Origin of the sequence: Serratia sp. 4542 (assembly GCF_016805595.1) — a bacterium.
Lineage (GTDB): Bacteria > Pseudomonadota > Gammaproteobacteria > Enterobacterales > Enterobacteriaceae > Serratia > Serratia nevei.
Genome location: NZ_RXKV01000005.1, coordinates 106,963 through 130,352, shown reverse-complemented (window position 1 = coordinate 130,352; position 23,390 = coordinate 106,963). Strand labels below are relative to the sequence as shown.

The following is a 23,390-nucleotide window of genomic DNA, read 5'->3' as shown; positions in this document are numbered from 1 at the left end:
GCTAAGCCACTGTTACTTGGTCCGATTTAATTACGCTGCTGCTCAGGCAGGCAGGCGGCGATCGACGCCAGCACCAGCTCATGCCCTACGCCGCCGCGCACTTCCGCCGCACCGATCGCGGTCGGCAGCACCAGACGCAGTTCACCCGCCAGCACTTTCTTGTCGCGCAACATGTGCGGCAGATAGGATTCCGGCGTCATTTCCTGCGGCCCGCAGACCGGCAAGCCGGCGCGCAGCAGCAGCGCTTTGATGCGTTCGATATCTTCAACGGAGAACTGGCCGAGACGGTGCGCGGTTTCCGCCGCCATCACCATGCCCGCAGCCACCGCTTCGCCGTGCAGCCATACGCCGTAGCCCATTTCGGCTTCGATGGCGTGGCCGTAAGTATGGCCCAGATTCAGCAAGGCGCGCAGGCCGCTTTCGCGTTCGTCGGCGGCCACGACCTCAGCCTTCAGCTCGCAGCAGCGGCGGATACAGTAGGCCAACGCCTGCATATCCAACGCCATCAGCGCATCGATGTTGTTTTCCAGCCAGACGAAGAACTCGCGATCGAGGATGATCCCGTATTTGATGACTTCAGCCAGACCGGAAGAGAGTTCACGCGTCGGCAACGTTTTCAGGCAATCCAGATCAACCACCACCGAAGCGGGTTGATAGAAAGCGCCGATCATGTTTTTGCCGAGCGGGTGGTTGACGGCGGTCTTGCCGCCCACGGAAGAATCCACCTGCGACAACAGCGTGGTGGGAACCTGAATGAAGCGCACGCCGCGTTGATAGCACGCGGCGGCAAAGCCGGTCAGATCGCCGACAACGCCGCCACCGAGCGCGATCAGCGTCGTGTCGCGCCCGTGCGGTTTTTCCAGCAGCGCCGAAAACACCTGCTCCAACACCGCCAGAGATTTGTACTGCTCACCATCGGGAAGGATCACCTGATCCACCACGATGCCGCCCCGCTCCAGCACCTGCCGGACGCGCTCCAGATAGAGCGGCGCCAGGGTCTGGTTGGTGACCAACATCGCTTGCTCACCCGCCTTCAACGGCATAAAAGAAGCCGGATCGTTAAACAATCCGGCGGCGATGGTAATCGGGTAGCTGCGCTCCCCAAGCGTTACAGTAATTCTCTCCATGTCGCGCTCAGTTCTCTGTATGGTGCGGCGGTGGTTGATCCCCGCAGCGGCGGGGAACACAAATCAGTTTTCCGCATTGGCCGACGGCGAACGCGAAAATCGGCAATCAGTTGCTTTCCAGCATGTTGATGATCTGGTTAGCAACCACTTTAGCGCTCTGATCGTCGGTGCGGATGGTGACATCGGCAATCTCTTCATACAACGGATTGCGCTCTTTCGCCAAGGCTTCCAGCACTTCACGCGGCGGAGAATCGACCTGCAGCAGCGGGCGTTTTTTATCACGCTGGGTGCGAGCCAGCTGCTTCTCGATCGTGGTTTCCAGATAGACCACCACGCCGCGCGCGGACAGACGGTTGCGCGTTTCGCGCGACTTCACCGAACCGCCGCCGGTCGCCAACACAATCCCTTGTTTTTCCGTCAGTTCATTAATGACTTTTTCTTCACGATCGCGGAAACCTTCTTCCCCTTCCACGTCGAATACCCAGCCCACGTCAGCTCCGGTACGTCGCTCAATTTCTTGATCGGAGTCGAAGAACTCCATATTGAGTTGCTGAGCTAACTGACGGCCAATAGTGCTTTTGCCGGCACCCATAGGCCCAACCAGAAAGATATTGCGTTTCTCTGCCATGTTTTTCGGTATTACTAAGACAATTCGTTAATGTTAACCCGCCCCGCCAATCAAATCAGCGGCGGGACCTAAACTGAAACCTCATGAGCGATAGTGCGAGATCAGACGAAAAATTATCTCAACACTCTTGGTAGTTTGGCAACCGAATAAATCGCAATCCACGCCGCGGGAGGGAAACCATATGTTTTTAACGGCGTCTTGACGCTAACAAAAAACCTCGGTGCTCAATTCGGTAACCCTTGTAAGCTAAATCGGCCGCAGCGTCAAACGCAGATCCCCCCAAGGAGATAAAAAAGTGTATCTGCTCATCAACTTTAGGAGATTTGCCGTCCGGCTGACAGGTAGCCGCTTATCCCTTAATCAGGGTCGGCGTAATGAAGATCACCAGCTCGCGTTTTTTCTGTTGTGCGCCGCTTTGTCGGAACAAGCCTCCCAATAACGGCGCATTCGCCAATCCCGGCACCTTGTCCGCCGTCTTGCCGCTATGCCGTTGAAAAATACCGCCGAGCACCAGGGTTTCACCGTTTCTCACCGTGATCTGCGTTTTAATCTCCTGTTTATCGATGGTCAGCGCTTCCCCCGCGCCCCGGCTGATGGCGCGCCCCGGCATATTTTGGCTGATGTGCAACGTCAGCGTGATGCGCCCGTCCGGCAACACTTTCGGCGTCACCTCCATGCCCAGCACCGCCTCTTTGAACTCGATGGCGGTCGCACCGCTGGCGCCGCTTGACACTTCGTAAGGGATCTCGGTTCCCTGCTTGATGCTGGCGGTTTGCAGGTGCGCCGTCAGCAGGCGCGGGCTGGCGATGATCTCCACCTGATTCTCCTGTTCCAGCGCCGTCAGCTCGAGGCTCAGCAAACGCCCGCTGATGCGCGCCAGATGGAAACCGGCGTTCACCGCGCTGCGCTCCAGGGGCAGGTTGACGCCGAGATTGCCCGGCCGCAGCGGCTGCGCCGGCCTGTCGTCAGGCGCCAATCCCCAACGCACGCCGAGTTCGCGCAGGCTTTCGCTGTTGATGGTCACGATATGCGCCGCCAGCTGGACCTGTGCCAGCGGCGCGTCCATTTCCGTTACCCGCTTTTTCAACTGCGCCAGGATCGGCGCGGTGTCGCGCAGCAGCAGCGTATTGGTGCGCTTATCCGCCAGCACGCTGCCCCGCTCGCTGAGCAAGGCGCCGCGTTGAGCATTGAGGCTTTCGGCAATCTCCGCCGCATCGCCGTTCTGTAACGTCAGGCTCAGGCTGTGCAGCGGTTGCCGCTGCGCCAGCGCCTCTCGCTGCTGCCTTTTTTCCTGCGCGTCCGGCTCCGGCGCAATCAGCATCACGTTACCCTCACGCGTCATCGCCAATTTGCCCATGCGCAGGGTCAGCGCCAGCGCCTGAGGCCAGGGCACATTCTCCAGCCGCAGCGTCAGGTTGCCGCTCACGCCGGGCGCGGCGATCAGGTTCATCTGCCGATAATCCGCCAGCGCCTGCAGGATGACCGTGACCGGCGCATCCTGAAACTCCAGCGAAATAACCTGTTTATCCTGCGCCTGTGCGGCGCCGAGCGTCAGACACCACAGCGCCATGCCCAGTCCAGCGCGTCCTTTCATGGTTTCCCATCCTTGTTGTCCATTATCAGCGAGATGTCGCCCTGGCTCGCCGGGCAATCCGGTTCGGCCGCCAGCGCCGTTAACGTCAGGCTGCGCGCCTGCACCTGCGTCACCAGCCAACGCTCGGCCAGCACCCGCTGCTGCGGCCGCAGGCGCAGCCACTGCCCCGCCGGCGTCACCACCCAGCCATAGCGCAGCGTCGGTTGCCCGATGACGCCTTTCAGTCGCCAGCCCGCCGGCGATGCCGCCGTTTGGGCACAAGCAGGCAGCGGAGGCGGCGCAAACGGGTCGCGCGGCTCAGCACATAGGGCCCACGGCCATAGCAGCCACCACCACCCACGGCCGGGTCTTTTACTCATCTGCCTGCTCCTCGGTGGCATCCTGCAAAACCAACCGCGCCGTCATGCCAAGGGGCGGCGTCTCCACGCTCAGCTGCTCGAGGCGCAAATCGGCGGGCAGCGCCTCCAGCAGCGCCAACAAACCGGCGTAGTCAATGCGCAAACTCAGCGTTTGCCGCAGCGGTTTTTCCTGCCGCTGCCAGCGCAGCAAAGCGCCCCCCGCCCGTTGCAGCACGCTCGCCAAATCGCCGGTGGTGGTCGGCGCAAGCACCGCCGCCGGGATAATGGTTTGCGGCGTCTCTTCCAACTGGCTCTGCACCATAGCGATCTGTTGCAGCAGGCGCTGTTGCCGCTCCGCCGCATTTTCCCGCTGACGCCATTCGTCTTGCAGCAGCCAACCGCCGCCCAACAGCGCCAGCGTGCCGATGCCCAACCCTTGCGACAGCAGCAATAGCCAGCCCGGTAAGCTCAGCCAGAGGCGCAGCCCGGAGGACAAACGGCTATCCATCACGCCCCCACTGCGCCGCCAGATGAAAGGAGTACAGGCCGTCTTCGCGTTGCGCCATCTCCGCCAAATGCAGCCGTGGCAACGCAGGTATCCCCGCCAGCCGCCGTTCGAACTGCGTGATGGCCGCAGGAGAGCGGCTCAATCCACGCAGCCGCAGGCCGTTCGCCGCATTGCAGTCCAACGCCGTGAGCCACAGCGGCGGAGGAATGCTGGAGGACAATTGCTGCAGCAGCTGCAAATAACGCCGGTTATGTTGGGCGTTATTTGCCTGCCGTTCGGCGCGGGCACTGTGCATCGCTTGCTTCGCCCGCTCTTGTTGCTGATGGCGGGCGAGCGACGTCAATGCCGCCAGCTCCTCACCCAGCATCGCCAGCCGCGCCTGCCGCTGCGCCTGTTGGTGACGCAGCTGGCCAGCGACCAGGAACAGAGCCAACAGCAGCGCCGTTACCTGCAACAGCAGCACGCCCAGCCAGAAATAGGCGCGTCGCCGATCGCGGCGCTGGCGCCAGGGCAGAAAGTTGACCTGATACATCAACGATCCTCCTCGCGCAGCGCCAGACCACCGGCCAACGCGAACGCCGAGGGATGCACGGGCAACGGCGGACGCAGCTGCGTGAAGGCGCTGAGCGGCGACCAAGCCAGGCAGCCGGCGGGCAGGGCTCCCGCCAGCACGCTGCCGGCATAGACAGGCCGATCGTCGCCCGCCGGCGTCTGGGCTTGCAGCGCCCGCAGCGCCTGGGCGCCATCGTCGCCCGGCGCCAGACCAAAGGCGAAGGCGCCATCGGCCGGCGCCACCCACAGCCATTCTCGTTCGAGGCGATGCATCAGCCCCGCGGCGGGCGGCACGCCTGCCGCCGTCGCCATCATCCGCAGCGCGCAGGGGGTGATATCGACCGCCTGCGGATGCAGGCCAGCCTGACGCAGACAAAGCAGCCACTGCTGCAGTTCCTGCCGCCGCGCAGCGGTCAACAGCAGCGCCGCCTCATCCCCCGGTGCGGCGCGATAGTCGAGCGCCAGCGTCTGGCCGTCGAGCGGAAACTGCTTCAAACCGTGGCCGCCGATATAGTCGCTGCGTTCCGGCTCGCGCAGCCGCGCATCAGGCCGTGCCATACGCTGCTGCAACACACGCTGCGCCGGCAGGGCAATGCGTAAGGAAATATGTCGCGGCAGCTGGACGCGCCATTGCCGCAGCGCCCGGATCAGGAACTCGGAAGGTTCCAGGCAGCCGTCGCGTAAAACTGCCTGCGGCAGCGCCTGCTGCCACCAGTGGCGCAACTGCCAGCCGTTGCGGCGGCGTTGGGCCGCCACCGCCCGCACGCAGTCGATTTGTATATCCAGCCCCACCTGCCATGCTTGAGGGAACATGTTTCGCAAGCCTCCATAACATCAGATGATAAAAGAACATATCCATGTCGCAGGCTTGCCTTTATACTACCGCGCGGTTGTTTATAAACTGCCCAAATGACTTAGAAATGGGAAATCTCAGGTGAAGTTCGTAAAGTATTTACTAATCCTTGCAGTATGTTGCATCGTGCTGGGAGCAGCCTCGATTTTCGGCTTGTACAAATATGTCGAGCCACAGCTGCCCGACGTCGCAACGCTGAAAGATGTGCGGCTGCAAATACCGATGCAGGTTTACAGCGCCGATGGCGAACTGATCGCCCAATACGGCGAGAAGCGCCGCATTCCGCTGAAGCTGGATCAAATTCCACCGGTGATGGTGCACGCATTCATCGCCACCGAAGACAGCCGCTTCTACGATCACCACGGCGTCGATCCGGTCGGCATCTTCCGCGCCGCCTCCATCGCGCTGGTCTCCGGCCACGCTTCGCAGGGGGCCAGTACCATTACCCAACAGCTGGCGCGTAACTTCTTCTTAAGCCCGGAACGCACCCTGATGCGTAAAATCAAGGAAGCCTTCCTGGCGGTGCGCATCGAGCAGATGCTCACCAAGGATGAAATCCTTGAGCTGTATCTGAACAAGATCTATCTGGGTTACCGCGCCTACGGCGTGGGCGCCGCCGCGCAGGTCTATTTCGGCAAAGACGTCAGCCAGCTGACCCTGAGCGAAATGGCGACCATCGCCGGCCTGCCGAAAGCGCCGTCCACCTTCAACCCGCTCTATTCGCACGATCGCGCCGTTGCCCGTCGCAACGTGGTGCTGTCGCGCATGCTGGACGAACACTACATCACGCAGGCGCAGTACGATCAGGCGCGCGCCGAAGATCTGGTCGCCAACTACCATACGCCGGAAATCAGCTTCTCCGCGCCGTATCTCTCCGAGATGGTGCGTCAGGAGATGATCAAGCGCTACGGTGAAAATGCCTATACCGACGGTTACAAGGTTTACACCACCGTCACCAAGCGGCTGCAGCTGGCGGCGCAGGAGTCGGTACGCAACAACGTGCTGGCCTATGACATGCGCCACGGCTACCGCGGCCCGTCCAACGTGTTGTGGAAAGTCGGCGAAGCGGCCTGGGATCGCAAACAGATTGTTGATTCGCTGAAAAACCTGCCGAACTACGGCCCGCTGGCGCCGGCGGTGATCACCGCCGCCAACCCGCAGGAAGCGACGGCGATGCTGGCCGACGGCAGCAGCATTGCCCTGCCGATGGCGACCATGCGCTGGGCGCGCCCATACCGTTCAGACACGCAGCAAGGCCCAACGCCGAAACGCGTCACCGACGTGGTGCAGGCCGGCCAGCAGGTGTGGGTGCGTAAAGTGAACGAGGCCTGGTGGCTGTCGCAGGTGCCGGACGTCAACTCGGCGCTGGTCTCAATCAACCCGAACGACGGCGCGGTGAAAGCGCTGGTTGGCGGCTTCGATTTCAACCAGAGCAAGTTCAACCGCGTCACGCAGGCTCTGCGCCAGGTAGGGTCGAACATCAAACCGTTCCTGTACACTGCCGCGATGGATAAAGGCCTGACGCTGGCCACCATTCTGAACGACTTGCCGATTACCCGTTGGGATGCCGGCGCCGGCACCGACTGGCGGCCGAAGAACTCGCCGCCGACCTACGACGGCCCGATTCGCCTGCGGCAGGGGCTGGGGCAATCGAAGAACGTGGTGATGGTGCGCGCGATGCGTGCGATGGGCGTCGACTACGCGGCGGAATATCTGCAGCGCTTCGGCTTCCCGGCGCAGAACATCGTGCATACCGAATCGCTGGCGCTGGGCTCCGCCTCCTTCACCCCGATGCAGCTGGTACGCGGCTACGCGGTGCTGGCGAACGGCGGTTACCTGGTTGACCCGTACTTCATCACCAAAATTGAAGACGACAACGGCAATACGGTGTTCGAAGCCAAACCGAAAGTGGTGTGCAGCAGCTGCAACCTGCCGGTGATCTACGGCGACACCCACCGTTCGGCGGTGCTGTCCGACGACAACATCGAAAACGTCGCCACCTCGCAGGAAGGCAGCAACAGCACGGTGCCGATGCCGCAGCTGGAGCAGGTTACCCCGGCTCAGGTGCAGCAGGACGGCGACCAACAGTATGCGCCGCACGTGATCAGCACGCCGCTGGCCTTCCTCATCCACGACGCGCTGAACAGCAACATCTTCGGTGAACCGGGTTGGATGGGCACGGCCTGGCGCGCCGGGCGCGATCTGAAGCGTCATGACATCGGCGGCAAAACCGGTACCACCAACAGTTCCAAAGACGCCTGGTTCTCCGGCTATGGTCCGGATACCGTGACGTCGGTGTGGATCGGTTTCGACGATCACCGCCGCGACCTGGGCCGTTCGACGGTATCCGGCGCCATCCCGGATCAGATTTCCGGCGGTGAAGGCGGAGCCAAGAGCGCCCAGCCGGCGTGGGACGACTTCATGAAGACCGCGCTGGAAGGCATCCCGGAGCAGAAAGTCACGCCGCCGCCGGGCATCATCAGCGTCACCATCGACAAGAGCAGCGGCAAGCTCTCTGGCGGTGGCGGCGGTAGCCGTTCCGAGTACTTCATCGAAGGCACTCAGCCGACGGACTACCCATCGCGCGATACCGGCACTACGTTGACCGATCCGGGCGGTGAAAGCCACGAGCTGTTCTGATCGAAAAGGGCCAGAGAAATCTGGCCCTTTTTTTGTTTGGCGCGAAGCGTATCAGCGCGAAGCGCGCAAAAATGCCTCTGAGAGGAACAGCGCGCTGACGTTGCGCGCCTCACGAAAATCCGGTTCCGCCAGCAGCGCCATCATGTCGGCGATCGGCCAACGCACCTGCGGCAGGGGCTCCGGCTCATCCCCTTCCAGACTCTGCGGATAGAGATCGTGCGCCAGCACGATATTCATTTTGCTGGAAAAGTAAGAGGGCGCCATCGTCAGCTTGCTGAGAAAATCGAAGCGCTTCGCGCCGTATCCCACCTCTTCCATCAGCTCGCGGTTGGCGGCCTCCAGCACCCCCTCACCGGGATCGATCAGCCCTTTCGGGAACCCCAGCTCATAGGATTCGGTGCCTACCGCATATTCGCGGATCAGCAGCAGGTCATCGCCAATCACCGGCACGATCATCACCGCTTCGCGATCCGAAGGACGCATGCGCTCATACACCCGCCGCACACCGTTGCTGAATTCCAAATCGACCGACTCGACGTTGAACAAACGCGAACGCGCAACGGTTTCCACTTTCAGAATTTTAGGTTTTTGCAGGTGTTTATCCATGATTGCCTCAAAGAGGTTACCCAGGCGCGGACGGGGCAACCGAAATAATGATTGGCGTAACGCACGGCTCGTTGGCGCTCAAACGCTGACCAAATTCGATCCTGATCACATTGTGCGTTAAGGGTAAGCTCCGCCGCAACGAGCATGAGCAGTAATTTACTTTCTTTTAACAAGCGTAGCCAGCGGCGGGCGATTTTCCGTACTGATTCAGCAAACAGCACGCATGAAAATAGGATAATACCGATATCGACGGCAGAGGCCGGTTGCTAGTATCACGCAGGCAAGAATCAGTGATAAAATGGCCTTGCGTCATGAAGGAATGAGATCCAGAGCGAGAATCTGTTTGTTCCCTCATTAGTTCTGGGTGCCTCCTGGCGGTTTACTCCGTATAATATTCACCTTTTCATCAGGTTGGCGAAATTCACGGGTGTGAGATGGGGATTGCATGAGCACAATAGTGTTGATATTGGCCTTAGTGCTTGTCTGCCTGATTGCCGCCGGCCTGTACCTGTGGTTCAAGGCGCGCAACCCGTCGGCGCTGGCGCACGCGCTGCCGTTTATCAAACCTGCCCACCGCAAGCTGACCGACGAAGAGCGTGCTGCGGTCGAGTTCTATCTCAATCAGCAAAACAAGCTGAGCAACAAGCTGTTGCCCGGCGGCGGCGCTACCTTGCCCGCAGCCAAACTGGCGCTCACCCCGCAAAGCGATAACGTTTATCCCGTCACGCACGCCATCACCCGCTATGGGCTGGCCAGCGACGATCCCAATAAATGGCGCTATTACCTCGATGCCGAAGAGGTGCACCTGCCGCCGTTTTGGGAACCCTATATCACCGCCGACAACCATGTGGAAGTGATCCGTACCCAGACGCTGCCGCTGGTGATTTCGCTCAACGGGCACTCGCTGAAAGATCATATTCACGACCGGCCGCAACCGCCGGTGGTGAGCGCCGCGCCGACCAAAAACGCCTCTATCCGCAAGGAAGAGAGCGAGCATGTCGAGCTGGTCAATATTCGCAAGGAAACGCCGGAAGAGCATGCGCTGAACCGGCCGAATGGCATCCGTGAAGCCGTCATCATCTCCGCCGCGCTGCTGCTGCTGTTCTTCAGCCTGATAAGCCCGGTGCTGGTGATCCCCTGGATGATTTTCGTGGCGGTGCTGATGATCGCCTGGGGATGCTGGAACCTGTTCCGCCGTCCGGCGTCACGCGAGCTGAAAGAGATCCACTGTCTGCGCGGTACGCCGAAGCGCTGGGGCCTGTTCGGCGAATCCGGCCAGGGGCAGATCAGCAACATTTCACTCGGCATCATCGATCTTATCTACCCGCCGCATTGGCAGCCTTACCTGACGCAGGACCTGGGCAAGACCACCGATGTGGACGTCTACCTCAATCGGCAGGTGGTGCGCCAGGGGCGCTTCCTCTCGCTGCATGACGAAGTGAAAAACTTCCCGCTGCAGCAGTGGGGCCGCAACGCGGTGCTGGTCGCCAGCTCGGCACTGGTGCTGCTGTTGCTGCTGATCTATATCCCGCTCAACCTGCCGCTGACCCTCAGCATGGCCTGGCTGCAGGGTGCGCAAAAAGTGGAAGTGACCAGCGTTCAGGCACTGGAAGCCACGCCGCTGCGCATCGGCGACACGCTGAAAGTGCGCGGCAGTGGCATGTGCTATGTGCCCCCGCCGGCCAATGGGGGCAGCGCCGTCAATTTTGCGCCGTTCGACTGTTCCGGCATCTACTGGAACAACGCCGCCCCACTGCCACAGCCGGAATCGGAAGTCATAGACAAAGCGACGGCCCTGCTGGCTACGGTCAACAGCCAGCTGCATCCGAGCGGCGCCGATCAGAAGGTCAACCCGCAGTTGGCCAGCGCCATCGAGAAATCCGGCATGATCCTGTTGGACGACTTCTCTGATATCGTTTTGAAAACACAGGATTTGTGCCAGGCAGAAAGCGACTGCGTGCGGTTGAAGAACGCCCTGGTCAACCTGGGCAACGCCAAAAACTGGAGCGGCCTGGTGAAACGCGCCAGGTCCGGCGCGCTGCAAGGCGTCAACGTCCTGCTGCGCCCGGTGAGCGCCGAGTCGCTGGAAAGCCTGACCAAAGTGGCCACATCGTCGTTCATCTTCAATGAAACGCGTTTGGCCGCCGCAGCGCTCAACAGCCCGCCGCCGGGCGGTTTCCTGATCAGCAGCGACGAAGGCCGCCAGCTGGTCAGCCATCCGCAGCCGTCGGCGCCGCAGAGCGAATACAACGCCCTCGACCAGTGGAATGAGTTGCAGCGCCTTTCCACTCTGCTGCTGCACACCCCCTTCCAGGCACAGGGCGTGATCACCAGCCTCAGCGTCGACGCCAACGGCACCCGTCATGTGGCGCTGCACAGCGAACCGGACATGATCACCCTGTGGCGCTACCTCGGTACCAGTCTGCTGTTGCTGGCGGTCGTCATCAGCCTGGGCTATAACGCCTGGCGGCTGGTGCAGCGTCGGCGCATCAATCAGCACCGCGTCGCCGATATCCAGCGTTACTACGACAGCTGCTTCAATCCGCAGCTCAATCCGATGTCGATGCGGCCGATGGCCTGAACCTGACGCCGGGGCCTCCGCCCTGTCATCTGCTTATGCTACGCTAACGCTATTATTCTCATCTGCGGACCGCCCGTCGGTCCGCCCGTGGAGTTTTTATGGTTCCCGAGTTTGATTGGCCGCAGATCGATACCGTGCTGCTGGATATGGACGGCACCTTGCTGGATCTGGAGTTCGACAGCCACTTTTGGCTCAGCCTGGTGCCGCAGGCGCTGAGCGAAAGGCGCGCCATTCCTTTCGACGAAGCCCGTCATATCATTGAACGGGAGTATCAGGCGGTGCAGCACACCATGAACTGGTATTGCTTCGATTACTGGAGCGAGCGGTTGGATCTGGATATCTACCGCATGACCAGCGAAGTCGGCAGCCGCGCCCGGCTGCGCGAAGACACCGAGCCGTTTTTACGGGCGCTGCGCGACGCCGGTCTGCAAACCATTTTGCTGACCAACGCCCATCCGCACAGCCTGGCGGTGAAAATCGAGCATACCGGCCTCGATCGGCACCTTGATTTATTGTTTTCCACCCACACATTTGGTTATCCGAAAGAAGATCAGCGTCTGTGGCAGGCGGTGCAACAGCACACCGGATTCAATCCGCAGCGCACGCTGTTCGTCGACGACGGCGAGCCGATCCTCGACGCGGCGCGCACTTTCGGCATTCGTTACTGCCTGGGCGTGCAAAACCCGGACTCCAGTACGGCGGAGAAAAGCTTCCAGCGCCATCCGTCGATGCGTGACTACCGCCTGCTGATACCGGCGCTGGCCAAGGGGGAAGCATGAAGGAAAAAGCGACGCGCGACGACGCGGTACGGCTGGATAAGTGGCTCTGGGCCGCTCGCTTCTATAAGACCCGTGCGCTGGCACGCGAAATGATCGACGGCGGCAAGGTGCATTACAACGGCCAGCGCGGCAAGCCGAGCAAGATTGTCGAACTCAACGCCGAGCTCAAGCTGCGGCAAGGCAACGAAGAACGTACGGTGATCGTGCTGGCGCTGACCAGCCAACGCCGCGGCGCCGGCGAGGCGCAGCAAATGTATCAGGAAACCGAAGCCAGCATCGCCAACCGCGAAAAGATGGCGCTGGCGCGCAAGATGAACGCGTTGACCATGCCGCATCCGGACCGTCGTCCGGACAAAAAGGAGCGGCGAGACCTGATGAAATTTAAATTTGGTGAGCCGGAATAACCCCTCACCGCAATGAGAGAAGATTATGTCCAACCATGACCAATTGCACCGTTACCTGTTTGAAAACTACGCGGTGCGCGGCGAGCTGGTTACCGTCAGCGAAACCTATCAGCAGATCCTGAACAACCACGACTACCCGGCGCCGGTACAGAAGCTGCTGGGCGAACTGCTGGTCGCCACCAGTCTGCTGACCGCGACCCTGAAGTTCGACGGCGACATCACCGTGCAGCTGCAAGGCGACGGCCCGCTGAAGCTGGCGGTGATCAACGGCAACAACCGTCAGGAGATGCGCGGCGTTGCGCGCACCCAGGCGCCTATCGCCGACGACAGCACCTTGCATCAGATGATCGGCAACGGCGTCATGGTCATCACCATTTCGCCGACGGAAGGCGAGCGCTATCAGGGCGTGGTCGGTCTGGAAGGTGAAACCCTGGCCGAATGCCTGGAAGCCTACTTCCGCCAGTCCGAGCAGCTGCCAACCCGCCTGTTCATCCGCACCGGCGAAGCGGAAGGCAACGCCGCGGCGGCCGGTATGCTGCTGCAGGTGCTGCCGGCGCAGGACGGCAACCTCGATGATTTCGATCATCTGGTGCAACTGACCAACACGGTAAAAAGCGAAGAGCTGTTCGGCCTGCCGGCCAACGAAGTGTTGTACCGCCTGTATCACCAGGAAGAGGTCACCCTGTACGAACCGCAGGACGTGCAGTTCCGTTGCACCTGTTCGCGCCAGCGTTGCGCCGACGCGCTGCTGACCCTGCCGACCGACGAAGTGGCGGACATGCTGGAGCAGGACGGCAATATCGACATGCACTGCGACTACTGTGGCAGCCACTATGTCTTTGACCCGGTTGATGTTGCCGCTTTGTATGCGGGTAACACCGGCGAAAGCGACCAGTTGCACTAAGTCACACCTCCTCGGCGGGCGCGCTCGGCGCCCGCCAACGCCCGCCGTTTGCACGTTTGCTTTTTTCCGTGTGCTATCTCTCAGATCGTAACGAAATACCGCCTAAAACGTTAAATATTTGATACCCATCGCGGTTACGCACCGTTAGATCCCTACAATTGCCGCCAGAAATTCTGTGACCAAGGAGTAGTAACATGCGCGTTAAAGGTATAACCCCTCAGGATCTGGCCGCTTACGGCATTCACGACGTTAGCGAAATCGTTCACAACCCGAGCTATGAACTGCTGTTTAAGGAAGAAACAGACCCATCTCTGGAAGGTTTTGAGCGTGGGGTAGTCACCAAGCTGGGTGCCGTCTCCGTCGATACCGGCATCTTCACCGGCCGCTCGCCGAAAGACAAATACATCGTCCGCGACGACATCACCCGCGATACCGTGTGGTGGGCCGATCAGGGCAAAGGCAAAAACGACAACAAACCCCTCAGCCCGGAAGTGTGGGCCGATCTGAAACACCTGGTCACCGAACAACTGTCCGGCAAACGCCTGTTCGTGGTGGATACCTTCTGCGGCGCCAACGCCGACTCGCGCCTGAAAGTGCGCTTCATCACCGAGGTGGCCTGGCAGGCGCACTTCGTGAAAAACATGTTCATCCGCCCGAGCGATGAAGAACTGGCTGACTTCGAGCCGGACTTCGTGGTGATGAACGGCGCCAAATGCACCAACCCGAACTGGCAGCAGCAAGGCCTGAACTCGGAGAACTTCGTCGCCTTCAACCTGACCGAGCGCATGCAGTTGATCGGCGGCACCTGGTACGGCGGCGAAATGAAGAAAGGCATGTTCTCGATGATGAACTACCTGCTGCCGCTGAAAGGCATCGCCTCGATGCACTGCTCGGCCAACGTGGGCGAGAAAGGCGACGTGGCGGTGTTCTTCGGCCTGTCCGGTACCGGCAAGACCACCCTCTCCACCGATCCGAAGCGTCAGCTGATCGGCGATGACGAGCACGGCTGGGACGACGACGGCGTGTTCAACTTCGAAGGCGGCTGCTACGCCAAGACCATCAAGCTGTCTGAAGAAGCCGAGCCGGACATCTATCACGCCATCAAACGCGACGCGCTGCTGGAAAACGTTACCGTGCTGGCCGACGGCAGCATCGACTTCAACGACGGTTCGAAAACCGAGAACACCCGCGTTTCTTACCCGATCTACCATATCCAGAACATCGTCAAGCCGGTGTCCAAGGCGGGTCACGCCACCAAGGTGATCTTCCTGACCGCCGATGCCTTCGGCGTGCTGCCGCCGGTATCGCGTCTGACCGCCAACCAGACTCAGTACCACTTCCTGTCCGGCTTCACCGCCAAGCTGGCCGGCACCGAGCGCGGCGTAACCGAACCGACGCCAACCTTTTCCGCCTGCTTCGGCGCCGCATTCCTGTCGCTGCACCCGACGCAGTACGCCGAAGTGCTGGTGAAACGCATGCAGGCCGCCGGCGCCCAGGCTTACCTGGTCAACACCGGCTGGAACGGTACCGGCAAGCGCATCTCGATCAAAGATACGCGCGGCATCATTGACGCCATCCTGAGCGGTGAAATCGACAAGGCGGAAACCGTTACCCTGCCGATCTTCGATCTGGCGATGCCGACCGCGCTGCCGGGCGTGAACCCGGAGATCCTCGATCCGCGCAATACCTATGCCAGCCTCGAGCAGTGGCAGGAAAAAGCGCAGGATCTGGCCGAACGCTTCATCACCAACTTCGATAAATACACCGACACGCCTGCGGGCGCCGCGCTGGTCAGCGCCGGCCCTAAGCTGTAATTCGGTAGCGTTACCTCTTCAGCTAAGGCGCGGATCCCGCGCCTTTTTTTATTTTCAGCGATTGCTTTTTAACCAGCAAGGCGAGAAAATAAGTCAATGCAATCATTGATAGCAAAGGAGGTTTCAATGGCTACTATCACCGTCAGAAATCTGGACGACGAAATCAAAGAGCTGCTGCGTATTTCAGCGGCGAAAAACGGCCATTCTATGGAAGAGGAAGCGCGCATGATCCTGAAACAGGCGCTGGTGAAAAAACCGCCGCGCTATGGGTTAGGAACACGCATGCATCAGTACTTCGCCGAATTCGGCGGCGTTGAGTTGGAGATCCCCCCACGTGATGAAGCCCCTCATCGTATTGTCAACTTTGATGAAGACGATGAAAAATGATTGTGCTGGATACCAACGTCGTTTCGGAATTGCTGCGGCCGGCGCCTCACTACAATGTATTGCGCTGGTTAGATGAGCAGGATACGTATCGGTTCTATTTGAGCGCCATCGTGGTTGCGGAGCTGTATACGGGCATCGCCTGCATGCCTCACGGCAAGAAACAGCTCGAACTGCAAACTAACCTCGGCGACATGCTGCAGGAAGAGTTTTCAGACAGAATCTTACCCTTTGACGTCGGCTGTGCGATGCAGCATGCGGAATTAATGGGCGCCAATCGCCGCCGAGGCATTGGCGTCAGCATGCCGGATACCCAAATCGCCGCCACCTGCCTGCATTACGGTGCCGCCCTGGCCACCCGCAACACCAAAGACTTCCTCCACTGCGGCATCGAGTTAATCGATCCGTGGCAGGCGCCGACCGGCCGTCGGTTGCATGAGGATGCGGCGGAATACTACGTGATGAGCAGGAAGTCCTGACGGGGCCGCAGCAACGCGGCCCGCGCCAAGAGCGTCAGGCGTTTTCCCTGGCGGTTTGATGGCCGTTGGCCGACTCTTTTTTCTCCATCGGCAACGGAATATACGCGCGGATCAATAGCCCGCCGCGTTCGCTGGTGCCGATATCCAGTTCGCCGTCGTGCGCGTCGATAATGCGCTGCACGATCGCCAGCCCCAGACCGGTGCCGCTGGTGCTGCGCGCGCTGTCACCGCGTACGAACGGCTGCAACAGATGCTTCAATTCTTCCGGTTTGATGCCCGGGCCGTCATCCTCCACCTGGAACCAGCCGCGCTGCAGCTCACGGCCGCTGCTGACCTTGATCCAGCCGTTGCCGTAACGTGCCGCGTTCACCACCATGTTCACCGCCGCCCGCTTAATCGACAGCGGATGCACGTTCATCATCAGCTCGCCCGGCGACAGCGCGGTTTCAATCACCCGCTCATAGCCGCTCTCCGCCGCGACCACCTCGCCCAAAATGGCGTTCAGATCGCTGCTTTCGGTCGGCATCTCCTGCCCGGTGCGCAGGTAATCGATGAACTGCTCGATGATGGCGTTGCACTCTTCGATGTCTTTATTGATCGACTCGGCCAGATAGCCGTCTTCGGCGCTCATCATCTCCGTCGCCAGCCGGATGCGCGTCAACGGCGTGCGCAGGTCATGGCTGACCCCGGCCATCAGCAAGGTGCGGTCGTCCGCCAGCTGCTTGACGCCCGACGCCATCTGATTGAATGCGCGAGTCACCGACCGCACTTCGGAAGCGCCATACTCGCGCAGCGGCGGCGGAATGATGCCCTTGCCCACCTGCAGCGCCGCATGTTCCAGCTCCACCAGCGGGCGGTTTTGAATGCGGATAAATAGCCAGGCGCCGCCGATCGCCAGTAGCATGATCGCCAGCGTATAGCGGAACAGCGGAGAGAAGTCGCCCTGGTGGATTTCCGTCAGCGGTACGCGCACCCAGATATCGGGCTGCAACCAGGTTTTCAGCCACACCACCGGGGAGTTCTTGTTCACCTCCACCCGCACATCGGTCGGCCCGCCAAGCTGCTGTGCCATCTGCTGGCTGAGGAACTGGTAGTGCTGCGCCCAGCGCAGGCCGCTCTCCTCCGCCGCCGAGTTGGTGTAGAGAGAGATGCCCAGTTCGCGGTAGATCTCACGGCGGAACGCCGGCGGCACTTCCAGCAGCGTGCCGTCCTCCAGCTGCAGCCGATCGGTCATCAGCATACGCACTTCGTACGCCAATACCTTGTTGAACTGCTGCAGACTGGGCAGGATGGCGAAGTTCAGCACCACCAGATAGGTCGTCACCAGGCTGACGAACAGCAAGGTGACGATCAACAACAGGGTTCGGGCAAACGAGCTACGCGGTGAAAAGCGCAATCGCCTCATGCCTTACTGCCGTCCGGGACGAACACGTAGCCGAGACCCCAAACGGTCTGGATATAACGCGGATGCGCCGGATCTTCTTCCACCATGCGGCGCAGGCGCGAGATCTGCACGTCGATGGAGCGCTCCATGGCGCTGTATTCGCGGCCACGCGCCAGGTTCATCAGCTTATCGCGCGACAGCGGTTCACGCGGGTGGCTGACCAGCGCCTTCAGGACCGCGAACTCGCCGCTGGTCAACGGCATCGGTTCATCTTCGCGGAACATCTCGCGGGTGCCGAGGTTCAGTTTGAATTTGCCGAACGCGATCACCGCTTCTTCCTGCGAAGGCGCGCCCGGCAGTTCGTTAGCCTGGCGGCGCAGCACCGCGCGGATGCGAGCCAACAGCTCACGCGGGTTGAACGGCTTAGGAATGTAGTCGTCGGCGCCGATTTCCAGCCCCACGATGCGATCGACCTCTTCGCCTTTGGCGGTGACCATAATGATCGGCATAGGGTTGCTCTGGCTGCGCAGGCGGCGGCAGATGGACAGCCCATCTTCGCCCGGCAACATCAGATCGAGCACCATCAGATGGAAGGATTCACGGGTCAGCAAGCGATCCATTTGCTCAGCGTTGGCAACGCTGCGAACCTGGAAGCCCTGCTCGGTTAAATAACGTTCTAAAAGCGCGCGCAGGCGCATGTCATCATCGACAACCAGGATCTTATGATTCTCTTGCATGGTATTACTCCCAAAGGCTTTATTGCCTGACTCGAATATTGTTAGAAAACCTTGCCATTTGAGACAGCGTTTAATGGTATGTATTCTAGACGAAATTGTTACAAAGCTTATTCTTTTCCCCATTTATCAACAATTTTCATCGAATGTCGACGGGGGTTCGTCAAAATTTCGCCCTTTATCGGCGCAATGTGGGGCAGTGGCCCAATTTTACGCAATTTCGCCACCGGCAAACCGCACGGTGGCGTTTTGACGACGAGTCAGGAAGTCTGCAGGAAACGCGCCAGCTGCCGGCGCAGCTGCCGGTTCTCTTGCTGCAGTGCATCAACCCGGTCGAGCAGCGTCAGCGCCATGGCGATCCCCGGCCAATCCAGATCCAGTTCGGCCCGCAGCCTGCGCGCACGCTGCAGATGGCTCAGCGCCGGGTAATCGAACTCCCAGCTCGGCTGCGCCGGCTCCAGCGGCACGATCACGCCCAGGCCGACGATCTCGACCAGCTCATCCTCTGAAATCTCCACCCTCTGACACAGTTCCACCACGGTGAATGTGATCTCTTTTTTCATCATGTGCTTTACTCCCATTCCGCGCGCGGGTTGAACGCCGCCTGTTCAGCCAGTTCTCGCCACAGGGCGCTGGCCTTCTCGTTCGGCTTCGGCGGCATCACCACCTTGAGAATGACATACAGATCGCCGGGCTCTTTCTTGCCCGCCAGCCCCTTGCCCTTGACCCGCAGCCGTTTGCCGCTCTGGCTGCCGGCCGGCACGGTCAGCGCGATTTTGCCGGTCAGCGTCGGCACCTCGATGCTGGCCCCCAGCGCCGCTTCCCACGGGGCGAGCGGCGCCACGATGCTCAGGTTGTGGCCGTCAATCTCGAACAGCGGATGCGGCGCGAGGCGGATGACAAGATACAGGTCGCCGTTCTGGCCGCCGCCCACGCCGGCAACGCCCTGCCCCTTGAGGCGAATGCGCTCGCCGTCGCCCACGCCGGCCGGGATTTTCACGTTCAGCGTTTTGCTGGCTTCGCTCACCTGCCGCCCCAGCTCGTCGTACACCGGCAGCTTGTAGGAGATCTCGCGGCTTTGGCCATGCAGCGTTTCCTCGAGGAACAGCGGCACCTCCATCTCGAGATCCTGGCCGCGGAAGCCATGCCCGCCGTGCGAGTGCGAAGCGGAGCGGTGCCCGCCTGCCGCACGCCCGCCGAACATGCTTTCGAAGAAATCGGAGAAGTCTTGTGCGTCGGCACCGCCGCCATGCCATGAAGCGCTCTGCTGATAGCCGCCGCGATCGCCGCGCGCCTGGCGGCCAAAGTTCGGATCGTTGCGGTGCAGCCGGATCTGATCGTACTCGGCGCGGCGCTCTTCGTCCTTCAGCACCTCATAGGCTTCGGCCAGCTCCTTGAATTTGCTCTCGGCGTCTTCTTCGGTGCTCACGTCAGGGTGATATTTACGCGCCAGCCGGCGGTAGGCCGTTTTGATGGTTTTCAGATCGGCGTTGGGCTCAACGCCCATCGTTGCGTAGTAATCTTTAAATTCCATGCGGTAATACCTTCAATGTGTTGGGTTGTGCGCCAAAATTCCTTGTCTCTCTCGCCAGATATCCTCCTTTCGTCACATTCCTTTTCCGCTATCGCTAAGCATACTCCCGATTGTTAAAAGCTGCGCAAACTGAATAAAAACCGTGCGACAACACGCAGGCCCCCACGCCATTTCTAAAGCCCTGCGCATTCACGTACACTGTGGCGGTGGCCCCATAAAGATAAATCACGATGAGAACTCAACTGATAACCCGTGAAGGGTATGACAAGCTCAAACAAGAGCTGGATTACCTCTGGCGCGAAGAACGCCCCGAGGTGACCAAGAAAGTGACCTGGGCCGCCAGCCTGGGCGACAGAAGCGAAAACGCCGACTATCAGTACAACAAGAAGCGGCTGCGCGAAATTGACCGCCGCGTCCGCTATCTGACCAAATGCCTGGAGCAGCTGAAGATCGTCGATTACTCCCCGCAGCAGGAAGGCAAAGTGTTCTTCGGCGCCTGGGTGGAAGTAGAGAACGAAGACGGCGAGACCAAACGCTTTCGCATCGTCGGTTACGACGAGATCTTCGGCCGCAAGGATTACATCTCCATCGACGCGCCGATGGCGCGCGCCCTGCTGAAAAAAGAGGTCGGGGACGTCGCCACCGTCAATACGCCGCTGGGCGAGGCGCAGTGGTACGTGAACGAGATAGACTACCCGAAGTAAGCTTTCAGCTTTTTCCGAACCGCCGCCAACGCCGCCGCCTGAGCTGTTCTCCACGCCGCGGCCGCGCGGCGGCGGCCCGCTCCGCTGGCATTTTCCGCGATCAATCCGTATAACTGTCCCCTGTTTATTCACCGTTCTCAATACAGATACCAGACCTATGAATGACCCACTGAGCCGCATTATTGCAACAGAACTGCAGGCCCGGCCGGAGCAAGTCGACTCCGCCATCCGTCTGCTGGATGAAGGTAATACCGTGCCCTTTATTGCACGCTATCGTAAGGAAGTCACCGGGGGCCTGGACGACACCCAACTGCGCCAGCTGGAAACCCGCCTGGGTTATCTGCGTGAACTGGAAGATCGTCGCCAGACCATCCTGAAGTCGATCGATGAACAGGGCAAACTGACCGAACAACTGGCGGGGGCGATCAACGCCACGCTGAGCAAGACCGAACTCGAAGACCTCTACCTGCCGTACAAACCGAAGCGCCGCACCCGCGGCCAGATCGCCATCGAGGCCGGTCTGGAACCGCTGGCGGACGCGCTGTGGCAGGATCCGCAACAGCAGCCGGAACAGCTGGCTGAACGCTACGTCGATGCCGACAAGGGCGTGGCGGACGTCAAAGCCGCCCTCGACGGCGCGCGCTATATCCTGATGGAGCGCTTCGCCGAAGACGCCACGCTGCTGGCCAAGGTGCGCGACTACCTGTGGAAAAATGCCCATCTGGTGTCCAAAGTGGTCGAGGGCAAGGAAGAAGAAGGCGCCAAGTTCCGCGACTATTTCGATCATCACGAACCGATTTCTCAGGTGCCTTCGCACCGCGCGCTGGCGATGTTCCGCGGCCGCAACGAAGGCGTGCTGCAGCTGGCGCTGAACGCCGATCCGCAGTTTGAGGAAGCGCCGCGCGAAAGCCAGGCGGAGCTGATCATCATTAATCACCTCAACCTGCGCCTGAACAACGCCCCGGCCGACGCCTGGCGCAAGGCAGTGGTCAACTGGACCTGGCGCATCAAGGTGCTGCTGCACCTGGAAACCGAGCTGATGGGCACGGTGCGCGAACGCGCGGAAGACGAAGCGATCAACGTGTTCGCCCGCAACATGCACGATCTGCTGATGGCCGCGCCGGCCGGCATGCGCGCCACCATGGGCCTCGATCCGGGCCTGCGCACCGGGGTGAAAGTCGCTGTGGTCGACGCGACCGGCAAGCTGGTCGCCACCGACACCGTCTACCCACACACCGGGCAAGCGGCCAAAGCCGCCGCCATCGTCGCGGCACTGTGTATCAAACATAACGTGGAGCTGGTGGCCATCGGCAACGGCACCGCCTCGCGTGAAACCGAGCGCTTTTATCTCGACCTGCAAAAGCAGTTCGCCGAGGTCCGGGCGCAGAAAGTGATCGTCAGCGAAGCGGGCGCATCGGTGTATTCCGCGTCCGAACTGGCGGCGCTGGAATTCCCGGATCTCGACGTGTCGCTGCGCGGCGCGGTGTCCATCGCTCGTCGCCTGCAGGATCCGCTGGCGGAGCTGGTGAAGATCGACCCGAAATCCATCGGCGTCGGCCAGTATCAGCACGACGTCAGCCAGAGCCAGCTGGCGAAGAAGCTGGACTCGGTGGTGGAAGACTGCGTGAACGCCGTCGGCGTCGATCTGAACACCGCGTCGGTGCCGTTGCTGACACGCGTGGCCGGCCTGACGCGCATGATGGCGCAAAATATCGTCAACTGGCGCGACGAGAACGGCCGCTTCAGCAACCGTGAACAGCTGCTGAAGGTCAGCCGCCTGGGGCCAAAGGCCTTCGAACAGTGCGCCGGCTTCCTGCGCATCAACCACGGCGACAACCCGCTGGACGCTTCCACCGTTCACCCGGAAGCCTACCCGGTGGTGCAGCGCATTCTGGTCGCCACCGAGCAGGCGCTGCAGGACCTGATGGGCAACGCTTCGGCGGTGCGCAGCCTGAAAGCGGTCGATTTCACCGACGACAAGTTCGGCGTACCGACGGTCACCGATATCCTGAAAGAGCTGGAGAAACCGGGCCGCGATCCGCGCCCGGAGTTCAAAACCGCGACCTTTGCCGAAGGGGTGGAAACCCTCAACGATCTGCAGGTGGGCATGATCCTGGAAGGGTCGGTCACCAACGTCACCAACTTCGGGGCCTTCGTGGATATCGGCGTGCATCAGGACGGCCTGGTGCACATCTCCTCGCTGGCGGACAAGTTCGTTGAAGATCCGCACACCGTGGTGAAGGCCGGCGACATCGTCAAAGTGAAGGTGATGGAAGTCGATCTGCAGCGTAAACGCATCGCGCTGAGCATGCGCCTGGATGAACAGCCGGGCGAAGGTTCACCGCGCCGCGGCGGCAACGCGCCAGCGCAGACACGCGACAACGCCAGCCGTTCGGCGGGTGCCAACAAGGCCAAACCGCGCAACGCGGCGCCGGCCGGCAACAGCGCCATGGGCGACGCGCTGGCGGCGGCATTCGGCAAGAAACGCTAAGTCGGAACCGACAGGGCGGAGCCTGCTCCGCCCTTTCTGATGAATAAAACCTGCGGCATTTTTTGACCCGTCTCAATAAACCGTCATCTTTTTATGTCCCGTTCCTGCGTGACCGTCCTCCCATTATTCAGGCAATAAAAATCCTCTCCGCAGCCATTTATTAACAACTTCGTTAACACGCCTGTTTCATCTCGCGAATTGTGAACGAAACACAAATGGTTACCGCTCGCATTACGCCGGAATAATGTTATTGAATTGCCTTTCGACGGAAATAAATAAAGGGAAAAAGCCCTCGAAGTTTGCAAACGAGAAAACTCGGCTACAAATACGTAACTGATTTAACTCGCCATTC

The 23,390-nt window shown here is 60.6% G+C and carries 22 protein-coding genes; 10 read left to right on the top strand and 12 right to left on the bottom strand.

The window, feature by feature from the left end; genetic code table 11:
* Positions 1-26: 26 nt before the first annotated feature.
* From aroB to pilM, 7 genes are all read right to left on the bottom strand, one after another.
* Complete coding sequence (aroB, locus tag EKL15_RS06565; RefSeq protein ID WP_149571537.1) at positions 27-1,127, bottom strand: 3-dehydroquinate synthase; 1,101 nt, start codon at positions 1,125-1,127, stop codon at positions 27-29.
* Between the two features lie 106 nt (positions 1,128-1,233).
* Complete coding sequence (gene aroK / locus EKL15_RS06560; RefSeq protein ID WP_004391482.1) at positions 1,234-1,755, bottom strand: shikimate kinase AroK; 522 nt, start codon at positions 1,753-1,755, stop codon at positions 1,234-1,236.
* Between the two features lie 349 nt (positions 1,756-2,104).
* Positions 2,105-3,349 carry a DNA uptake porin HofQ gene (hofQ, locus tag EKL15_RS06555; protein WP_203089140.1) on the bottom strand — a complete coding sequence of 415 codons (1,245 nt, stop codon included), beginning with the start codon at positions 3,347-3,349 and terminating at the stop codon, positions 2,105-2,107.
* Entirely contained in the window at positions 3,346-3,708 is a 363-nt protein-coding gene (locus tag EKL15_RS06550) for a HofP DNA utilization family protein (RefSeq protein ID WP_203089138.1), read from the bottom strand. The genes hofQ and EKL15_RS06550 overlap by 4 nt, the downstream gene beginning before the upstream one ends.
* Complete coding sequence (locus tag EKL15_RS06545; protein WP_060424523.1) at positions 3,701-4,195, bottom strand: hypothetical protein; 495 nt, start codon at positions 4,193-4,195, stop codon at positions 3,701-3,703. Before EKL15_RS06545 ends, EKL15_RS06550 begins: the two co-directional genes overlap by 8 nt.
* Positions 4,188-4,727 (bottom strand): PilN domain-containing protein, encoded by a 540-nt coding sequence (locus EKL15_RS06540; protein ID WP_203089136.1) that lies wholly within the window; start codon positions 4,725-4,727, stop codon positions 4,188-4,190. The genes EKL15_RS06545 and EKL15_RS06540 overlap by 8 nt, the downstream gene beginning before the upstream one ends.
* Positions 4,727-5,560, bottom strand: a complete 834-nt coding sequence (pilM, locus tag EKL15_RS06535; protein WP_060424519.1) for a pilus assembly protein PilM — start codon at positions 5,558-5,560, stop codon at positions 4,727-4,729. Before pilM ends, EKL15_RS06540 begins: the two co-directional genes overlap by 1 nt.
* 121 nt (positions 5,561-5,681) lie before the next feature.
* On the opposite strand from pilM, the gene mrcA reads away from it, so the two are divergent.
* Complete coding sequence (gene mrcA / locus EKL15_RS06530; protein ID WP_100396755.1) at positions 5,682-8,240, top strand: peptidoglycan glycosyltransferase/peptidoglycan DD-transpeptidase MrcA; 2,559 nt, start codon at positions 5,682-5,684, stop codon at positions 8,238-8,240.
* A 51-nt stretch (positions 8,241-8,291) separates the two neighbouring features.
* Here mrcA and nudE read toward each other — a convergent pair whose 3' ends face one another.
* Positions 8,292-8,846: an ADP compounds hydrolase NudE gene (gene nudE / locus EKL15_RS06525; RefSeq protein WP_038878156.1), complete on the bottom strand. Its 555-nt coding sequence runs from the start codon at positions 8,844-8,846 to the stop codon at positions 8,292-8,294.
* Between the two features lie 445 nt (positions 8,847-9,291).
* Here nudE and EKL15_RS06520 point away from each other — a divergent pair, with 445 nt between their 5' ends.
* From EKL15_RS06520 to EKL15_RS06490, 7 genes are all read left to right on the top strand, one after another.
* The gene (locus EKL15_RS06520; protein ID WP_070913841.1) at positions 9,292-11,427 is read left to right on the top strand and encodes an intracellular growth attenuator family protein; all 2,136 of its coding nucleotides are present in this window, start codon (positions 9,292-9,294) and stop codon (positions 11,425-11,427) included.
* Positions 11,428-11,525: 98 nt separating this feature from the next.
* Positions 11,526-12,206 (top strand): GMP/IMP nucleotidase, encoded by a 681-nt coding sequence (yrfG, locus tag EKL15_RS06515; RefSeq protein WP_025304546.1) that lies wholly within the window; start codon positions 11,526-11,528, stop codon positions 12,204-12,206.
* Positions 12,203-12,610: a ribosome-associated heat shock protein Hsp15 gene (hslR, locus tag EKL15_RS06510; RefSeq protein ID WP_015379306.1), complete on the top strand. Its 408-nt coding sequence runs from the start codon at positions 12,203-12,205 to the stop codon at positions 12,608-12,610. The genes yrfG and hslR overlap by 4 nt, the downstream gene beginning before the upstream one ends.
* Positions 12,611-12,635: 25 nt before the next feature.
* Positions 12,636-13,514 carry an Hsp33 family molecular chaperone HslO gene (gene hslO, locus EKL15_RS06505; RefSeq protein WP_015379307.1) on the top strand — a complete coding sequence of 293 codons (879 nt, stop codon included), beginning with the start codon at positions 12,636-12,638 and terminating at the stop codon, positions 13,512-13,514.
* A gap of 194 nt (positions 13,515-13,708) precedes the next feature.
* On the top strand, positions 13,709-15,328 hold the full coding sequence (pckA, locus tag EKL15_RS06500) for a phosphoenolpyruvate carboxykinase (ATP) (RefSeq protein ID WP_015379308.1): 1,620 nt from the start codon (positions 13,709-13,711) through the stop codon (positions 15,326-15,328).
* A 126-nt stretch (positions 15,329-15,454) separates the two neighbouring features.
* Entirely contained in the window at positions 15,455-15,715 is a 261-nt protein-coding gene (locus EKL15_RS06495; protein ID WP_015379309.1) for a plasmid stability-like protein, read from the top strand.
* Positions 15,712-16,191, top strand: coding sequence for a type II toxin-antitoxin system VapC family toxin (locus EKL15_RS06490; RefSeq protein WP_015379310.1), 480 nt, complete (start codon positions 15,712-15,714; stop codon positions 16,189-16,191). Before EKL15_RS06495 ends, EKL15_RS06490 begins: the two co-directional genes overlap by 4 nt.
* Positions 16,192-16,225: 34 nt before the next feature.
* Here the strand turns inward: EKL15_RS06490 and envZ are convergent, their stop codons facing one another.
* The 4 genes from envZ to cbpA form a co-directional block, all read right to left on the bottom strand.
* Positions 16,226-17,596: a two-component system sensor histidine kinase EnvZ gene (gene envZ, locus EKL15_RS06485; protein WP_038881686.1), complete on the bottom strand. Its 1,371-nt coding sequence runs from the start codon at positions 17,594-17,596 to the stop codon at positions 16,226-16,228.
* Entirely contained in the window at positions 17,593-18,312 is a 720-nt protein-coding gene (ompR, locus tag EKL15_RS06480) for a two-component system response regulator OmpR (RefSeq protein ID WP_004709363.1), read from the bottom strand. The genes envZ and ompR overlap by 4 nt, the downstream gene beginning before the upstream one ends.
* A 257-nt stretch (positions 18,313-18,569) precedes the next feature.
* The gene (locus EKL15_RS06475) at positions 18,570-18,875 is read right to left on the bottom strand and encodes a chaperone modulator CbpM (RefSeq protein WP_049202813.1); all 306 of its coding nucleotides are present in this window, start codon (positions 18,873-18,875) and stop codon (positions 18,570-18,572) included.
* Positions 18,876-18,880: 5 nt separating this feature from the next.
* A complete protein-coding gene (gene cbpA / locus EKL15_RS06470) occupies positions 18,881-19,843 on the bottom strand; it encodes a curved DNA-binding protein (RefSeq protein ID WP_033636314.1) in 963 nt (320 codons plus the stop codon).
* Between the two features lie 230 nt (positions 19,844-20,073).
* Between cbpA and greB the strand changes: the two genes are divergently transcribed.
* Together greB and EKL15_RS06460 are read left to right on the top strand one after the other, a co-directional pair.
* Positions 20,074-20,547 (top strand): transcription elongation factor GreB, encoded by a 474-nt coding sequence (greB, locus tag EKL15_RS06465; protein WP_038878177.1) that lies wholly within the window; start codon positions 20,074-20,076, stop codon positions 20,545-20,547.
* Positions 20,548-20,704: 157 nt separating this feature from the next.
* The gene (locus tag EKL15_RS06460; protein ID WP_060424511.1) at positions 20,705-23,038 is read left to right on the top strand and encodes a Tex family protein; all 2,334 of its coding nucleotides are present in this window, start codon (positions 20,705-20,707) and stop codon (positions 23,036-23,038) included.
* The last annotated feature ends 352 nt before the right edge of the window (positions 23,039-23,390 follow it).

What these genes read in the sequence shown, in the direction of transcription:
- aroB (WP_149571537.1), bottom strand. Translation starts at nt 1,127, where the DNA reads ATGGAGAGAATTACTGTAACGCTTGGGGAGCGCAGCTACCCGATTACC.
- aroK (WP_004391482.1), bottom strand. Translation starts at nt 1,755, where the DNA reads ATGGCAGAGAAACGCAATATCTTTCTGGTTGGGCCTATGGGTGCCGGC.
- hofQ (WP_203089140.1), bottom strand. Translation starts at nt 3,349, where the DNA reads ATGAAAGGACGCGCTGGACTGGGCATGGCGCTGTGGTGTCTGACGCTC.
- EKL15_RS06550 (WP_203089138.1), bottom strand. Translation starts at nt 3,708, where the DNA reads ATGAGTAAAAGACCCGGCCGTGGGTGGTGGTGGCTGCTATGGCCGTGG.
- EKL15_RS06545 (WP_060424523.1), bottom strand. Translation starts at nt 4,195, where the DNA reads ATGGATAGCCGTTTGTCCTCCGGGCTGCGCCTCTGGCTGAGCTTACCG.
- EKL15_RS06540 (WP_203089136.1), bottom strand. Translation starts at nt 4,727, where the DNA reads ATGTATCAGGTCAACTTTCTGCCCTGGCGCCAGCGCCGCGATCGGCGA.
- pilM (WP_060424519.1), bottom strand. Translation starts at nt 5,560, where the DNA reads ATGTTCCCTCAAGCATGGCAGGTGGGGCTGGATATACAAATCGACTGC.
- nudE (WP_038878156.1), bottom strand. Translation starts at nt 8,846, where the DNA reads ATGGATAAACACCTGCAAAAACCTAAAATTCTGAAAGTGGAAACCGTT.
- EKL15_RS06520 (WP_070913841.1), top strand. Translation starts at nt 9,292, where the DNA reads ATGAGCACAATAGTGTTGATATTGGCCTTAGTGCTTGTCTGCCTGATT.
- yrfG (WP_025304546.1), top strand. Translation starts at nt 11,526, where the DNA reads ATGGTTCCCGAGTTTGATTGGCCGCAGATCGATACCGTGCTGCTGGAT.
- hslR (WP_015379306.1), top strand. Translation starts at nt 12,203, where the DNA reads ATGAAGGAAAAAGCGACGCGCGACGACGCGGTACGGCTGGATAAGTGG.
- hslO (WP_015379307.1), top strand. Translation starts at nt 12,636, where the DNA reads ATGTCCAACCATGACCAATTGCACCGTTACCTGTTTGAAAACTACGCG.
- pckA (WP_015379308.1), top strand. Translation starts at nt 13,709, where the DNA reads ATGCGCGTTAAAGGTATAACCCCTCAGGATCTGGCCGCTTACGGCATT.
- EKL15_RS06495 (WP_015379309.1), top strand. Translation starts at nt 15,455, where the DNA reads ATGGCTACTATCACCGTCAGAAATCTGGACGACGAAATCAAAGAGCTG.
- EKL15_RS06490 (WP_015379310.1), top strand. Translation starts at nt 15,712, where the DNA reads ATGATTGTGCTGGATACCAACGTCGTTTCGGAATTGCTGCGGCCGGCG.
- envZ (WP_038881686.1), bottom strand. Translation starts at nt 17,596, where the DNA reads ATGAGGCGATTGCGCTTTTCACCGCGTAGCTCGTTTGCCCGAACCCTG.
- ompR (WP_004709363.1), bottom strand. Translation starts at nt 18,312, where the DNA reads ATGCAAGAGAATCATAAGATCCTGGTTGTCGATGATGACATGCGCCTG.
- EKL15_RS06475 (WP_049202813.1), bottom strand. Translation starts at nt 18,875, where the DNA reads ATGATGAAAAAAGAGATCACATTCACCGTGGTGGAACTGTGTCAGAGG.
- cbpA (WP_033636314.1), bottom strand. Translation starts at nt 19,843, where the DNA reads ATGGAATTTAAAGATTACTACGCAACGATGGGCGTTGAGCCCAACGCC.
- greB (WP_038878177.1), top strand. Translation starts at nt 20,074, where the DNA reads ATGAGAACTCAACTGATAACCCGTGAAGGGTATGACAAGCTCAAACAA.
- EKL15_RS06460 (WP_060424511.1), top strand. Translation starts at nt 20,705, where the DNA reads ATGAATGACCCACTGAGCCGCATTATTGCAACAGAACTGCAGGCCCGG.